Annotated in this window: 14 protein-coding genes and 1 other RNA gene; 8 read left to right on the forward strand and 7 right to left on the reverse strand. The window is 58.9% G+C overall.

What is annotated here, in order from left to right; all coding sequences use genetic code 11:
• The first annotated feature begins 410 nt into the window (after window positions 1-410).
• A complete protein-coding gene (locus ACYQ6M_RS04770) occupies window positions 411-1,010 on the forward strand; it encodes a lytic transglycosylase domain-containing protein (RefSeq protein WP_023000473.1) in 600 nt (199 codons plus the stop codon).
• A gap of 89 nt (window positions 1,011-1,099) precedes the next feature.
• Here ACYQ6M_RS04770 and ACYQ6M_RS04775 read toward each other — a convergent pair whose 3' ends face one another.
• Complete coding sequence (locus ACYQ6M_RS04775) at window positions 1,100-1,774, reverse strand: pyridoxamine 5'-phosphate oxidase family protein (RefSeq protein ID WP_460072441.1); 675 nt, start codon at window positions 1,772-1,774, stop codon at window positions 1,100-1,102.
• A gap of 84 nt (window positions 1,775-1,858) precedes the next feature.
• On the opposite strand from ACYQ6M_RS04775, the gene pdxR reads away from it, so the two are divergent.
• Window positions 1,859-3,331 carry a MocR-like pyridoxine biosynthesis transcription factor PdxR gene (gene pdxR / locus ACYQ6M_RS04780; RefSeq protein WP_460072443.1) on the forward strand — a complete coding sequence of 491 codons (1,473 nt, stop codon included), beginning with the start codon at window positions 1,859-1,861 and terminating at the stop codon, window positions 3,329-3,331.
• An 11-nt stretch (window positions 3,332-3,342) separates the two neighbouring features.
• Here pdxR and ACYQ6M_RS04785 read toward each other — a convergent pair whose 3' ends face one another.
• The 4 genes from ACYQ6M_RS04785 to ACYQ6M_RS04800 form a co-directional block, all read right to left on the reverse strand.
• Entirely contained in the window at window positions 3,343-3,993 is a 651-nt protein-coding gene (locus tag ACYQ6M_RS04785) for a 3-oxoacid CoA-transferase subunit B (protein ID WP_460072445.1), read from the reverse strand.
• Window positions 3,993-4,646, reverse strand: coding sequence for a CoA transferase subunit A (locus tag ACYQ6M_RS04790; protein ID WP_460072447.1), 654 nt, complete (start codon window positions 4,644-4,646; stop codon window positions 3,993-3,995). The genes ACYQ6M_RS04785 and ACYQ6M_RS04790 overlap by 1 nt, the downstream gene beginning before the upstream one ends.
• A 130-nt stretch (window positions 4,647-4,776) precedes the next feature.
• Window positions 4,777-6,462, reverse strand: coding sequence for a methyl-accepting chemotaxis protein (locus ACYQ6M_RS04795; RefSeq protein WP_077292341.1), 1,686 nt, complete (start codon window positions 6,460-6,462; stop codon window positions 4,777-4,779).
• A 12-nt stretch (window positions 6,463-6,474) separates the two neighbouring features.
• Entirely contained in the window at window positions 6,475-7,077 is a 603-nt protein-coding gene (locus tag ACYQ6M_RS04800; RefSeq protein ID WP_460072449.1) for a hypothetical protein, read from the reverse strand.
• Between the two features lie 428 nt (window positions 7,078-7,505).
• On the opposite strand from ACYQ6M_RS04800, the gene rnpB reads away from it, so the two are divergent.
• Window positions 7,506-7,928, forward strand: an RNA gene (gene rnpB / locus ACYQ6M_RS04805) — RNase P RNA component class A.
• A 12-nt stretch (window positions 7,929-7,940) separates the two neighbouring features.
• Here rnpB and ACYQ6M_RS04810 read toward each other — a convergent pair.
• Entirely contained in the window at window positions 7,941-9,428 is a 1,488-nt protein-coding gene (locus ACYQ6M_RS04810; protein ID WP_460072451.1) for a flavin-containing monooxygenase, read from the reverse strand.
• 94 nt (window positions 9,429-9,522) lie between these two features.
• The gene (locus ACYQ6M_RS04815; RefSeq protein WP_031269111.1) at window positions 9,523-9,969 is read right to left on the reverse strand and encodes a cupin domain-containing protein; all 447 of its coding nucleotides are present in this window, start codon (window positions 9,967-9,969) and stop codon (window positions 9,523-9,525) included.
• A gap of 125 nt (window positions 9,970-10,094) precedes the next feature.
• Between ACYQ6M_RS04815 and ACYQ6M_RS04820 the strand changes: the two genes are divergently transcribed.
• From ACYQ6M_RS04820 to ACYQ6M_RS04840, 5 genes are all read left to right on the forward strand, one after another.
• The gene (locus tag ACYQ6M_RS04820; RefSeq protein ID WP_460072454.1) at window positions 10,095-11,147 is read left to right on the forward strand and encodes a cupin domain-containing protein; all 1,053 of its coding nucleotides are present in this window, start codon (window positions 10,095-10,097) and stop codon (window positions 11,145-11,147) included.
• A 414-nt stretch (window positions 11,148-11,561) separates the two neighbouring features.
• Window positions 11,562-12,029, forward strand: a complete 468-nt coding sequence (locus ACYQ6M_RS04825) for a division/cell wall cluster transcriptional repressor MraZ (RefSeq protein ID WP_023000484.1) — start codon at window positions 11,562-11,564, stop codon at window positions 12,027-12,029.
• Window positions 12,026-13,066 (forward strand): 16S rRNA (cytosine(1402)-N(4))-methyltransferase RsmH, encoded by a 1,041-nt coding sequence (gene rsmH, locus ACYQ6M_RS04830; RefSeq protein WP_023000485.1) that lies wholly within the window; start codon window positions 12,026-12,028, stop codon window positions 13,064-13,066. The genes ACYQ6M_RS04825 and rsmH overlap by 4 nt, the downstream gene beginning before the upstream one ends.
• Window position 13,067: 1 nt before the next feature.
• Window positions 13,068-13,421: a cell division protein FtsL gene (gene ftsL / locus ACYQ6M_RS04835; protein ID WP_023000486.1), complete on the forward strand. Its 354-nt coding sequence runs from the start codon at window positions 13,068-13,070 to the stop codon at window positions 13,419-13,421.
• A gap of 10 nt (window positions 13,422-13,431) precedes the next feature.
• Complete coding sequence (locus tag ACYQ6M_RS04840; protein WP_460072457.1) at window positions 13,432-15,144, forward strand: peptidoglycan D,D-transpeptidase FtsI family protein; 1,713 nt, start codon at window positions 13,432-13,434, stop codon at window positions 15,142-15,144.
• Window positions 15,145-15,220: the final 76 nt, after the last annotated feature.

Here is a 15,220-nt window from a genome sequence, read left to right on the forward strand (position 1 = left end):
AACGGTTGGTTAGGTTTTTTTGTGCGGTTACGAGTTCGGACCAACGAATTAAACGCGCAGTCAACAAAATTAGTTCCCGCAACGCAGCATTTTTAGGCGGCTCTGCGCCACGAGTGGTCACAGAATTTCTTCTGATGGCCCATCCATTGCCGAATTGCTTGCTAATTTTGGCCACAAACTACAGAAAATGACTAAGAACAGCATTAAATTCCTGTAATTTTATGTAATAATTTGAAATAATTCGTGATGTATTAGCGCCCATTTTCGTCCAATAGCTCCGGCATTTCTCCCGCCTGATTTCAACGCAACGAAAACCAAAAGGGCTGGACTGAATGTTACGGTCATTCAAGACACTTACTGGGGCGCTGTGCCTTTTCGCCTATGCAACCACTCTTGCAGCACCGGCTGCAATGGCTAAAGGTACGGGTTCCGGGTCGGAGCCGATCCTCCATATCATCGACCCGGACAAGAAGAGCGAACCTGCCGAAGCCAAGCCGTCGGTCGGCTCTGGTTCCAAACCGATCCTGCACATCATTGAATCGAGCAAGCAGGAAACGCAGGAAAAACCTGCCAAGAAGACAAGAACTGCAAGCCTGACGCGCAAGGTGTCCCCGAAGCGGACGGCTGTTGTCAGCAACGACAAATACGCCAAGCTCATCCGTAAGGCCGCCGCCAAACATGGTGTGCCGGTCAAGATCGCCAAGGCAGTGGTCCAGGTGGAGAGCAACTTCAATCCGCGTGCACGCGGCAGCGCCGGTGAAGTCGGTCTGATGCAGATCAAGCCGGCAACCGCGCGTGGCATCGGCTACCGCGGGTCGACCAAGGCGCTCTATGACCCCGAAACCAATCTGGAATGGGGCATGAAGTACCTTGCCGGCGCGCACAAGAAGGCGGGCGGCGACGTTTGTGGCACCATCTTGCGCTACAATGCCGGCCATTTCGCTAAGCGGATGAACCCGGTCAGCAAGCGCTACTGTTCCAAGGTCAAGCAGATCCTGGCCTCCAGCTAAAAGCGGCAGGGCGGTCAGCCGTGGGCAAACTGAAAACCCCGCCGGGATTTCCGGCGGGGTTTTCTTTTTGTGTGCTGAAGGCTGTCAGCTTATGCGAACTTCCTGCGGGCGGCTGGAACCGAGGCGGGAACCGGCGTTTCGGCAGGCACATCAGGTGCCGATAGGGGCTGGCCGAGTGCGGTCACCACAGGCACCACACCAGCCCATATATCGGTCCCGAGATCTTCCTTGTCGTCCACCGGTCCGCCCGTGCGGACCTTCGTGCTGACATGGTCGATATCCATGACAAGCACACCGGTTGCCTTGTGTTCCTTCGGCATCATTTCGCGGCATTCATCCCAGCGGCCAGGCAGAAGATGGTCGGTGATAGCGGCCAGGGCTTCGATCTGTTCCTGTTCGCTTTCGACAAGCCTCGCCGTGCCATGCACGATCGCGCAGCGATAGTTCATGGAATGATGGAAAGCGGAACGCGCGACCACCAGACCATCTACTAGTGTCACGGTCAGGCTCGCCGGTACGCCTTCCGCGTTTGACTTGATGATGCGGGTGGTGCTCGCTCCATGAATATAGATGCGGTCGTCGATCCGGGCATATGCCATCGGGATCACCATCGGTCGGTCTTCGTGAACGAAGCCGCAATGGGCGACAAGGCCCGCATCCAGGATGTCGTAGGCAACGGTCCGGTCGTACCCGCCGCGGTTCATCTGGCGGATCTTGGCATAACGGGGCAGATCCGCTGCCTGGCGTTTTTCCAGAGTGGACATGGTCTCGTCTCCAATTGACTGTTTGTCTTGTGTTGTGCTGTTTGTCCGATAAATTGGCCCCAAAGAAGGTCCGGTTTTTAGAAAATGACAGAACCAGTTTTTCCTGAAGGCATCCTGTCTCTTGAGCGGTCGGCAGACGTGCCATTGGCGGAACAGATCTATCGAGGCTTTCGTGACGCCGTGCGCACAGGCTTGCTGCGCTCGGGAACAAAGTTGCCATCCACGCGGCGGTTGGCAGCGTCGCTCAACGTTGGACGCAACACCGTCAACACGGCTTACGACCTTCTGCAAGCCGAAGGTGTGATCACCGTGCGCACCGGCGCTGCTCCCCGCATTACCGAAGGGCTGGTGCTGGAAGGTGCGCATGCGCAGCGCAAGGTGGAAGCGCTCGGGCTGAAGCTGTCGCAACGTGGCAGGACATTGAGTGCCAACTTGCGCGGCGAGGGGTGGGCCTATCGCCAGGGAGGCTTGCAACCGGGTGCGCCGGCACTTGATCTGTTTCCCTACGAGGAATGGGCGAGATCACTGCGCAGGGCCGCGCGGCTCGAGCGCAGCGCGGATCTCCACTATCAGAATTTTGCCGGTCTTGAGGTGCTCAAGCGGCAGATCGCCCGGCACCTTGCGGCCGAACGCGGGGTTCGGGCTGACCCTCATCGGATTCTTGTCACCAGTTCAACACAGGCCAGCCTGACGATGCTCAGCCAGGTGCTCACTGATCCGGGTGACGACGTCTGGCTGGAAGAACCAGGCTACCTCGGCGCGCGGACGGCCTTTTCCGGGGCAGGTCTGACGATCCGGCCGCTGCCAACCGACGGAGAGGGCGCGGACGCGTCGAAGATGGCCCATCTGGATCAGCCGCCGAAGCTGATCTATGTCACACCGTCCCATCACTATCCCCTTGGGGCACGCATGCCCTTGGCGAGGCGTCTGATGCTTCTTGATGTTGCCCGCACCTGCGGCGCGGTGATCCTGGAAGACGACTATGACAGCGAGTTCCTGTTCGAGGGCCGGCCTGTGGCTGCGCTGCACGGATTGGCGGATGAGGGACAGGTTATCTACATGGGCACGTTCGCGAAGAGCCTGCTCCCCGGGCTCCGGATTGCCTATTGCGTCGTACCAGAGGTTCTTGTAGCCCCGCTCACCCAAACCATGCGCAATATCGGCTGTTCTGCGAATGTTCAGGCCCAGGCTGCACTCGCCCACTTCATGGATAGCGGGGCCTATCAGAAGCACCTGAAACAGATCCGGCCAGTCTATCTGGAGCGGGGGACGATGCTCGCCGGCGCGTTACGGCAGAGGCTGGGCAATCGTGTGGAAGTTGCGCCTCTGACAGGCAATGTGCAGTTGACGGTCATGTTCCGGGAGCCCGTCAACGATATTGCACTTGCAGTCGCGATGCAGGACCGCGGCTTTGCCGTTTCACCGCTCAGCAATTGTTATCTAGCCGAAGGAGGGCGGCCGGGGCTTATTGTCGGCTTTGCCGGTGCAAATGCACGGCAGATCGAGGAGGGCGTGGACACCCTTGCCGGTTTGCTTGGTACTGGACACGCGCATTGACCCGTCTTCCTTCAAAGCCTCATGGTCGGGACGTCCCCGTGAACGATCAGCGAGGCTTCTGTTGCGGAGATGACATCATCGACACTCATGCCGGGGCCCGTTTCTCGCAGGACGAGGCCGTCGTCCGTCGGTTCGATCACGGCCATTTCCGTCACGATCAGGCTGACACGACGGCGAGCTGTCAGGGGAAGTGTGCATTCCTTCAGGATCTTGGGGTGGCCTTTGGCCGTGTGAACCATTGCGACGATCACCTGTTTGGCGCCGGCCACAAGATCCATTGCACCGCCCATGCCCGGAACCATCTTGCCCGGGATCATCCAGTTCGCGAGATAGCCACGTTCATCCACCTGCAAGCCGCCGAGAACGGTCATGTCCAGATGGCCGCCGCGGATCAGGCCGAAGCTCATGGCGCTGTCGATGGAAGCTGCTCCCGGAACGGCGGTCACGAAACCGCCGCCGGCATCGGTGAGGTCGGGGTCTTCCATCCCTTCGGGCGGGCGGGCGCCCAGGCCGATCACACCGTTTTCGGCCTGAAAGAAGACATGCACTTCCTTCGGCAGGTAGTTGGCCACCAGTGACGGCAGGCCGATGCCGAGATTGACCAGCGTACCGGCTTTGATTTCCTGTGCCACGCGCCGGGCGATGATTTCCTTGTCGTCCATCAGGCGGCCCTTTCCAGAAGATGATCGACGAGAATGCCGGGTGTTTTCACGCTATCTGGCGAAATCACACCCACGGGTACGATCGTGTGCGGTTCCGCGATAACGGTCTTGCCCGCCAGAGCCATGGTCGGGTTGAAATTGTGGGCGGTGAGGGAATACTCCAGATTGCCGACGTAGTCCGCCCGGTAGGCGGCCAAAAGGGCGAAATCGCCATGGATGGGAGTTTCCAGAAGATATTCCTTGCCGTCGACGGTGATCTTCTGCTTGCCTTCCTCGACGAGCGTGCCAATGCCGGTCGGAGTCAGGATGCCACCCAGACCGACGCCGGCCGCCCGGATGCGTTCGACCAAGGTTCCCTGGGGAACCAGTTCGACATCAATCTCGCCGGATATCATCTTCTGCTGGGTTTCCGGGTTGAGGCCGATGTGAGAAGCGATCACCCTTGAAACCGAACCTGCGCTGACGAGCTTGCCGATGCCACGATCCGGCATGGCCGTGTCATTGGCGACAATCGTCAGGTTTCTGGTGCCTTTCGCCACTATGGCGTCAATCAACCGATGGGGCGAACCCACCCCCATGAAACCTCCCACCAGCAGGGTGGCTCCGTCTGGAATGAGGTCCGCAGCTTCCTGCGTCTTGATCGCGTGTTTCACGAAAACGTCCCCCGGAATGAAATCCTAAGGGGACGTTAGCCGCTGGCGTCGCACAAGAGAAATGAAGTTTGTGCGACGCAGTATTTTTACCGAGACCGTGAAACCCATTACCGGGCTCGATCAAGGCTGGTTACGCTGCTCGCACCTTGCCCAGGAAGTCCTGCATGGCGTGGCGCAGTGTATTGGACTGTTCATGCAATTCGCCGACAGCCGCATTCATGTCCGAGCTCAGGTTTGCTGTTTCGCTGGCAGCGCCACTGACCTCGGAAATGGATCTCGAAACGCTTTCGGTACCCTGTGCGGCTTCGGAGACGCTGCTGGCGATTTCGGTCGTTGCCAGGTTCTGTTCTTCCGCTGCACCGGACATGGCGTGCGTGTTTTCCGAAATCTTCTGGACGAGACCGGCAACAGACTCGGTTGCTTCTGTCGAAGCATCCGCGGCCTGGCGCATTTCCGTGATCTGCCGGTCGATTTCCTCCGTCGCCTTGGATGTCTGTTCCGCGAGGGCCTTGACCTCGGATGCAACAACGGCAAAGCCCTTTCCGGCCTCGCCGGCACGGGCAGCTTCAATGGTCGCGTTGAGGGCGAGCAGGTTGGTCTGTTCGGCAATATCGGTGATCAGCTTCGTAACGTCACCGATGCGCGAAACCACCTGCTGCACCGTCGCTACGGCTTCGTTGGATCGCCCGACTTCATGTTCCGCTTCCTGGGCGATTTCCGAGGATGATCGCACCTGTTCCGTGATTGCACGGATGGAAGCTGAAAGTTCCTCTGTCGCGCTGGCCACGGTATTCACGTTGGTGGTTGCCTGTTCGGCGGCTGCCGAAACGGCCAGGGCCTGGTCCGTGGTGTTGTTGGCAATCGTTGACAGTGATCCGGCGGAACTGGTCAGCGCATCCAGTCGTGTAATCATCCCGTCGCAGATGTTGAGGACAGTTGCTTCGAAGTCGCTGGCAACCTTCTCCATTTCCTCGCGCTTGATGCGTTCGGCGTTGATGCGTTCCGCTTCAGCCTGTTGCTCAAGTTCGCGTGTGCGGATCAGGTTTTCGCGGAAGACGCCGAGCGCGCGGCCGAGAAGACCGATTTCGTCCTTACGGTCGCTGATATCAACCGTCTGAGACGTGTCTCCGGCCGACAGCTTGTCGGTTATGACGGACAGTCTCGATAGCGGCGCTGAAATCGCGATGTGATTAAGGAAGCCGAGGATCATCGCAAGCACGGTGAGGATCAGTGTGCTGGAGAGCGAGACGATCTGGACCGTGTTCAGTGACCTGTTCTGGGCAATAACCGATTTCTGCCGTTCCGCATCAACTGCGTCGGCAAGCTGTCGGCTTTGCTGCTGAACAGCTGACAAAAGACCAGAGCTTTCCGGTGTCAGGTCAATCGCACGCGCCATGTCGACCGTCTCCGGTGTGCGCATCAGTTCGATCTGGCGTGCGGCAATCTGGCTGTACCAGGTTTCCCAGCTTGATTTCAGTTCGGAGAGATGGCTTTGAAACTCAGGCAGGCTCGCGTCGACAAGTGAGCCGACTTCCGAAAACCCTGTCTGAATTTCATCGTTCAGATCCTGGGACCGGGTGAGAAGATCACGGTTGCCGGTTAGCAGGAAGGATTTCACCGACAGAGCCTGCGCTGCGATCTTTTCCGTGAGTTCAGCCGTTTCCACGTTGAGATCCGACAGGTTGTTTGCTGTCTTGACTTCATCCAGAGCCGAATGCGTCTGATAGGCACTCATGCCACCGGCCACTGCGCCGACCAATGCGAGCGTCAGGAACCCTGCGGCGATCTTTTTGCTGACGGATAGATTTTTGAACATGGTATTTCCCGCTTAAGATCCCGTACCCTGACGACGCATCAGTTCGGTCAGGTTGAATTCGACTGTTGCAGCCCCGATGGCTTTCTTGGTTTCGGGGTCAGTGATCGTCATGTTGAGCTGGGCACGCCAGATCTTGCTGCCGTCGTCCCATTCCGGTTCGTCGATGAAAATGGTTTCAGGGCCGTTCGGGAAGGTCTTCTGGAACTTGGCCTCGTCTCCCTGCCAGTAGTCGCTGGTAATCGCACTTTGCCCGACGTTCAGACCGTTCGCGTCCATGACGAAGATTTCAGGATAGAGGCCGAGGGACCCTGCCTGAACGCGCAGGAGGTAGATCGACAAGGGGGCGGACAAGGTCGCGGAAATCAGAGGCTTGTCCGCTGCTTCGCGTTCCTGTCGCCATTGGGCGTCCAGTGCGTCGATGTCTGCCTGTGAAAGAGATCCGCGCAAATTGTTTTGTGCGTTGATCGACAAGGCGACAATCGGGTTGGAAAGCCATTCGGCGACGGCTTCCACAATCTCCGGCTGGATCAACGCTTTCGCATCGGGCGGTGTTTCCGCAGCCTGGGCTGCAGTTGCCAGCATGATCGCAGGCAGGAAGACGCACAGTTGACGCATTTTTAGCTCCATGTTTGTTCCCATTACCTTCCGTCACATGGGTTTCTTATTGCTTAATATTTGGGCAATGACGGGAAAAAGTTTTTATCTTTCGATGACCTAGTAAAAATTTATATTGATATTTTTTACAATAATTAGAATTACGTTCCTCTTTTCACCGTTCCGGGGTTGGCGGGTTTTGCCGCAGGCTCTTGGGTGTCTGGCCCGATGGCACCTTGACAGTTTTGCCAGCCTATAGCCCTGCAAGAGCTAGCTTGCGTGAGGATTGTGAAGCGTGCGAACGGGTGAGGCGGGGCGCGAAGTCGCAGCCGCCAGTGGACGGCAGGTTGGCGGAATGACACAGGACGGGGACGCTATCCCGGGAATTCGCGCAGCACGGCCTCGACTGTCGCTTGACCTTGTCCGCAAAGCCTCCTAAGTCCCATGCGCCAGTCGGTCGGACAGCCGCTGCCGCAAGTGCCGAAAGGCCGCGGGGGAGGAAAGTCCGGGCTCCATGGAAACACGGTGCCGGGTAACGCCCGGCGAGGGCGACCTTAGGGAAAGTGCCACAGAAAGCAAACCGCCCCGGACAGATCGAGAGATTTTCCCGGGGTAAGGGTGAAAGGGTGGGGTAAGAGCCCACCGCGCAACTGGCAACAGCGGCGGCATGGTAAACCCCACCGGGAGCAAAACCGAATAGGGACAGCGCGAACCGGAGCGATCCGGTTCAGGCCGGTTTCCAGGCCAGTTGTCCGGGTTGGTTGCGATAGGCGTCTGGCAACAGACGTCACAGATGAATGGCTGTCACGTCCGCGTCAGGTCTCGTATCTGGCCGGGCCATACAGAACCCGGCTTACAGGCCGGCTGGCTCTTACTTTCCCTGTTCAGCCCGCTGCATATTGCGGCGTGCTGCCAAGAAATGTCCCGTAAGCTTCTGCTTTCGGGTAGGAGAACTGCTCCGCCAACGGGTTTGCGCGTTTTCGCTTGGCAGCCCCCATATCCGCCAGCAGTTCATCGAAATGCCGGAAGTGGAAGGGGGCAGAGCAAAGACCGCCATAGACCTGGGCAGCCGGCCGTTCCCGCCGACGCCAGTGGAGCATCTGGTCGATGTTGCTGCGCATTTCCCTATCCGTCGGTTGATGGGCCAGTTGCCCGTCGGCATAGCGAACCAGCCAGTTGGCAATCATTTCCGCCGACAACACGGTGCAAAAACTGGAGTTGAAGCCGACAAAGCCCATGTCGGGCAGGTCCGGGTTCACCGACAGACGGTAGACCCTGTATTGCCCGTCGGGCTCAATCAGTTTGTCCCGGTATTCCTTCGCCAGGTAGGGAATACCGAGTTTCCAGCCGACGGCCAGCACAGCCAGATCACAGGGCAGTGCTTCTCCCGTGGACAGGATGACATTGCCATTCTCATAGCGCTCGAAGGTTCCCCGAACCGGGCGGATGCTGCCCGCTTCAAAACCTTCGAAAAGCCCCGGTGTCACGATCGGCAACGAACAGGAGGCATCCTTTTCGATCGGGATATCCGGAACCATGTCCCATTTCTTCAACTTGAGCTGAAACTTGAGCAGGGTTTCCAGCCCTCTGAAATTTGCCCAGATCAATGGCTTGAAGGCAGCAGAGACCGCTTTTGCAAGGCCGGTCCGGCCCCAGCCGTTGAACTGCTGTTCCTGGGCGCGCATGTAGAGCAGGCGTTTGAAATTGATGCCGCCGACAAAATAGGGCACGCGCCAGACCGGTTCCCGGTAGACCAGCGTGACCGATTTCGCACCGTTTCTGGCGGCGTTGACCACCAGGTCGGTCGCGGATTTGGAGCCGCCGAGGACGATCACATGTTTGCCCCGCGCCATGCTGCTGTCGGTATAGTCCGAGCTGTGCAGCACCTGGCCGCCGGCGGCCTCGAAGGCTTCTTGCCCAGGGTGGGAAATGACGTTCTTGTCCGAAAACTGGCCGGTGCAGATGGCGACGAAGTCGAAATCTTCGCACCAGGTTCTGCCGGCCGCCTCAAGTGTCAGCGTCCAGCCCGGATTGCCATCCTTGCGGCGATCCATGGACAGGACATTGGTGTTCAGCCGGAACAGGCGGCCGAGTTTGTGTTTTGTCGCATAGGCATGCAAATAGGCATGTACCAGAGGCCCTTTCGGCCATTCAGGATAGTCGTCCGGCATGGGCAGGTCGGTGAAGCGGTAAAGGTCCTTGGGCGACTGGGTCTGCACGTCCGGATAGGACCGCGACAGTTCCCAGACACCACCGAAATCGTGGCTTCGCTCGAAGCCCATCACCCGGTGCCCGCGTTCGTCAAAGGCTTTTGCAGCCGCAAGCCCGCTCACGCCGCCGCCGATTACGGCGACAGTCTTGCGTTTCGTCATTCTCGATGTCCTCTCGCCTCAGGGGGCGCCGGCAGTGTGGTATCTGCCGGCAATCCACCCCGTCACGTCAAAAGCTGGATCTGGCCGTGTTGGCTCAGGCCTGATCGGGAGGCGGCAGAAAGTCGACCTCATGCAAGGCGGAAAGCCGGACCAGTTCAGCCGGATCTGTCACGCCGTCGAGCGCGCCGAAGAGTTCGAAGAGTTTACGGGACGGCGCAACGCCGAAGACACAGGTGGCCGTCTTGCCAGACCTGTTGAAGATGCCGTGGGCTTCACCCATCGGCATGCGGATCGTGTCGCCCGCCTTTGCCTTGTGGGTCTGACCACCCATTTCGACTTCCAGCTCCCCTTCCAGCATCACGATCCATTCGTCCTGGGTCGGATGTATGTGGGGCGGGACAAAGGTCTCCGCCGGAATGAGCGCATGCCAGATGAAGGCATTGCCGCTCAGGAGTTTCGGCGTATAGGTGTGCCCGACCACATTCCAGCTGATATTGTCCAGTCCCGCGTTAGCTGCGGTAATGCCTGCGCCATCTTGCATGATTGTTCCCCTCATCGCTCATTTGGTGCGCTTTGGCCTTTCGACAGGTGAAAGGCTAAGCGCGGCTCGATGGATTTCTTTATCCAGAAAGCGAAATTACTTGGCCGGATGCAGTAAAATGACGCATGGCACACAAGGTGGCGCTTGAAAGGGCCTCGCAGCAGCGGCATGCTTCCACAATGTTGTCTCAGGCAGAAAGCAAAACGCCGCTCGATCGCTTCAAATGCTTCGAAACCACGGATGTGGACGAAGCCAGGGAAATCGTTGCCCGTCACTTCTGCAATCATCGCCTGGGGCGTTTTTCGGCATCCGACAGGTTTGATGCCTGCCAGAACCGGGTGCGTGGGCAGCATCTTTCTCTCAACTACCTGCGGTATGGCGCTGATGTGGCGATCGAGCCAGGAGAACTTGCCGAGTTTTATCTGATCCAGCTTCCGATTACCGGCACGGCTGAAGTCCGCAATGGTTGTCGTTCCATGGTGTCCACGCCGAGGGTTGCCTCCATTCTCAATCCGGACCGGCACACTGCCATGCGCTGGCATGCCGGCTGCCAGCAGATCCTTCTTCAGATCGAGACGGGTTTCCTGCAGGAAGTTGCAAGCAGAATGGCCGGTGTGAGTGTTGGTCAGGTTCGCTTCGAACCCGAATTCAATCTTCTGTCTTGCGCTGGTGCTGCATGGCGCCGTCGCTTGCGCGGTGTTCTGGGTGCAGTCGAGGAAGGGCGGGTTTTTCAGGGGGAAGGGAGCCCGGAACAACGCCACCTGGAAGAAGCGCTTGTCGGAGCGCTGCTGGAATTTCAGCCGAACACCGCGTCGCCGCTGCTGGAACGGCGGGAGACCGGCAGGTCACCGGCCATCCTGAAGCGTGCGGTCAGCCTGATCGGCGAGCGTTTTGCCGACGACATCAGTCTTCTGGATATCAGTACCCACGCAGGAACCTCGCCCCGGAACCTTCAATTGCAGTTCCGGCAGGAATACGGCTGTACTCCGCTTCAGTACCTTCAGGGCGTCCGGCTGAGTTACGCACGGCACCTGTTGTTGTCGGAGGGGCACAGTCTGCCCGTGGCAGAGGTGGCCTACCGGTCCGGCCACCGGCACCTGGGCCGGTTCTCGGTTGCCTACCGGGAGCGGTTCGGCGAGACACCAGGGGCCACGGGTCGGGCGCTCAGGTTCGGTTGAGACACTCGCCACGAAGGCGGTTTTCTTTCTCCACAAGTCTTTCCAGATAGGCAGAAATTGCCGGTTTTCCGGGCTTCGATGCGGAAAACCTCCGTATTCCTGCGAATCCGATTCTCCAATTGTGTCAAGGCTTCATTAAGCATGTTTGCCTTAAGGTCTCTCGACGGGGTCGTGTGCGATCAAATCGAGCCGGAATCCATGAGATTCCATTGACCGCCCATGATTTCCCATGGTATCCCATAAATACCCAGAATGGGGAGCGCGGGCCCATCTCAGTAGGGTCATGGACATCGATTTAACGGTTCTGAAAGTGCCGTTTTTGCAAATTGCGTGTCCGGGCAAGTTGCCGGCCTTCCTCTCATTTACGGGTGAACTTGGGATTTGAACGGGTGGGGACCCGTTTCGAGGGGATGAATGGCCGGCTTTGTTTCTCACTTTACCAACCGGCTGGATGCCAAGGGGCGCGTGTCGATCCCGGCGCCCTTCCGTACGGTATTGGCGAGAGATGGATTTGAAGGCCTATATTGCATTGCTTCTTCACACTGCGCGGCTGTCGACGCGGGCGGAAACGATCTGCTTGCTGAAATCAACAAGCGCTCGGAAGCCTTTGCAAAGCTCTCTCCCGATCATGATGCGCTGGCGATCGCCCTGTTCGGCGCCAGTGAAAACCCGAGGATCGATGGGGATGGCCGCATGACCATTTCCGACATGATCCGCGAACACACCGGAATTACCGACCAGGTCACCTTCGTCGGCATGAATTACAAGTTCCAGATCTGGGAACCTGAAAAGTTTCGCGAGTACCGCGCAGAGGCCCAACGGCGTGCGCTCGCGATGCTGTCGGGGCAAAGCTCCGCATCCTCTCAGGGAGAGCCGGTATGATGGCGCTCGGCGACAGAGACGTTGCTCCTGACGCTGGCGGACCCGAGCGCCATGTGCCGGTTCTCCTGAAAGAGGTTCTGGAGTGGCTTGCACCGCAGCCCGGCGAGGTGATTGTCGACGGTACTTTCGGTGCCGGAGGTTATTCCCGCGCAATTCTGGAACGTGGTGCCCATGTGATCGGTATCGACCGGGATCCGGACGCGATTGCCGGCGGGCAGGAGCTTGTGAAAGCTTCCGAAGGCCGTCTGATGCTCGTGCCGGGTCAATTTGCGGGTCTTGAAACGCATGCCCGCGGTTGCGGTTTTGATGGTGTCGACGGTGTGGTTCTCGATCTCGGCGTTTCTTCCATGCAGCTTGATGAGGCTGATCGCGGCTTTTCATTCCTGCGCGATGGACCTTTGGACATGCGTATGGAGCAGGCCGGGCCATCGGCTGCGGATGTCGTGAATGAGCTGCCAGTGAAGGATCTGATCCGCGTCATCGGTCTGTTGGGCGAGGAAAAGCGGGCGACGACAGTTGCGCACGCCATCGACAGGGCCCGCAAGGAAAAGCCATTCACTCGGACCCTGGAGCTGGCGAACCTCATCGAAAAGGTGCTTGGCCGGTCGCCCAAGAAGGCACAGATCCATCCGGCAACGCGAACCTTCCAGGCGCTGCGGATCTATGTGAACGGCGAGTTGCATCAGGCGGCTGAAGCGCTGGGCGCGGCCGAGCGGATTCTGAAGCCGGGCGGACGCCTTGTGCTGGTGAGCTTCCATTCCCTCGAAGACCGTATCGTCAAGCGGTTCTTCCAGGATCGGACCCGGACCCGCGGTGGCGGATCACGACATATGCCGGAGGAAGACGTGCCTCCGGCGACATTCGAATTGTTGACGCGCAAGGCGGTAGAAGCTGCCGACGCTGAAACGGACATCAATCCGCGGGCAAGATCCGCGAAGCTTCGGGCCGGGCGGCGGACCGAAGCTGAGGCGCGAGAGCTGGACATCCATCAGGCGGGTGTCCCACGTCTCGCAGCCTTCCATGGGCTAGGGGGCTAATATGGTTCGAACGCTGAACATCGTGTTCATACTGGCGGTCGTGATCGGCGCGGCGACGGTCTATGACATGAAGCTCGCAGCGACGAAGTCTGCGGAAAAGGTTGCCGATCTGAAGCGGCAGATCGATGAGGAGCGCGACTCCATTCGTCATCTGAAGGCGGAGTGGAGCCTTCTCAACAAGCCGGACCGGCTGCAGTCCCTTGTCGAACGCTATAACGATTATCTTCTTCTTGAACCGCTTGATGTGAAACAGATCGTGACAACGGAAGATCTTCCGGCGCGTCCTGTGATGCTGGAGCCAATCGGTGGCAGTCAGATGGGCGGCTATGCCGGCTCGTCTGCTGTGATCCAGTGAGGGCGCGGTCATGACGATGGTTAGTGAACCGACCAGCTTCCTTCAGGTAAGACGGGCTCATCCGCGGGCGACAAGGGACTCCGTCTCCGCCAGCGCAGTCAAATCCCGTGTCTATGTGGCCATGCTTGCCTTTGCCTGCGTCTATGTTGCGATCGCGGGCCGGCTGGTCATGCTGGCGCAAATGGAAGAGGCGCCGTCCCATGCCTGGATTTCGGCGCAGGATTCCGTTGCCGCCTCCCGTCCGGACCTGATCGACAGGAACGGCGAGATCCTTGCTACCGACATCAAGACGGCTTCGCTTTACGCTGAACCGCGCCGCATCATGGATGTGGATGAGGCGGTCGAGGGGTTGATCCGTATCGTGCCGGATCTGAACGAGGGTCTGGTGCGTCGCCGCCTGGAAAGCGGCGCCGGCTTCGTCTGGCTTAAGCGTGAAATGACCCCACAGCAGGCCGAAAGAGTTCACAATCTCGGCCTGCCGGGTATCGGCTTCCTTTCGGAAAACCAGCGTTTCTATCCGGGTGGGCCGACAGCGGGCCATATTGTTGGTTCCGTCAACGTCGACAATCAGGGCCTCGCCGGGATCGAAAAATACATCGATGATTCCTGGTTGAGAGACCTTCAGTCGCTTGGCTTTACGTCGGACCGTACGATGGAACCGGTGAAGCTGTCCGTCGACCTGCGCGTCCAGCATGTCGTGCGCGATGAGCTCGTGAAGGCGATGGAACGCTACAAGGCGATCGCCGCGGCCGGTATCGTTCTTGATGTGAAGACCGGCGAAGTGGTCGCCATGTCCTCCCTGCCGGACTATGACCCGAACGACCGGGCCCAGGCCCTGGAAAAGGACCGCCTGAACCGGGCGACCGGTGGTGTCTTTGAAATGGGATCGGTCTTCAAGACCTTCACCACCGCGATGGCACTGGATTCGGGGGCTGTTTCGATCAATGACAGCTTCGATGCGACCCGTCCGATCAGGGCAGGCGGCCGCACGATTTCGGATTTCCACGGGAAACACCGCATCCTGTCGGTGCCTGAAATCTTCATCTATTCATCCAACATCGGCACCGCAAAAATGATGCTGGCGACCGGTATTGCGCGCCAGCAGGACTTCCTGAAGCGCCTGCACCTGACTGACCGTCTGCAGACCGAGTTGCCGGAAAATGCAGCGCCGCTGCTGCCGCCGAAATGGAACGAGCTGGCGGCGATGACCATCTCGTTCGGGCACGGTATCTCGGTAACGCCGATGCAGACCGCCGTTGCCGCCGCAGCGCTGGTGAATGGTGGCGTCCTGCTTCCGCCAACCTTCCTGCCGAGAAGCCCCGAAGACGTGCAAAAGCTTGGCAAACAAGTCGTTTCTCCGGAAACGAGCCGCATGATGCGTTATCTCTTCAGGCTGAACGTGCTCTCCGGTTCGGGCCGCCGGGCCGATGTCCCGGGCTACACGGTCGGTGGCAAGACGGGCACTGCGGAGAAGATCGAGAACGGTCGATATGTCAACAACAAGCGCCGCAACTCGTTCCTGTCGGCCTTCCCGATGGACGACCCGCGCTACGTGGTTCTGGTCGTTATCGACGAGCCGAAACCGGAACGCGACGGCATTGGTGCGACGGCTGGTCTGAACGCTGCGCCGATGGTTGGCGCAATCGTTCGCCGCTCGGCTCCCATGCTTGGTGTGATGCCGCGGTTCAGCAAAGGGGATGAACCAATCGAGATTTCCTATTAAGGAGACGAGTTGAGCTTTGAAAACCGGCGGGGTCGCAGCCGAAATCCGGTTTTCCGAAAAAGCTCATTAATGACGA

It is taken from the genome of Roseibium sp. ROS1 (genome assembly GCF_054658215.1).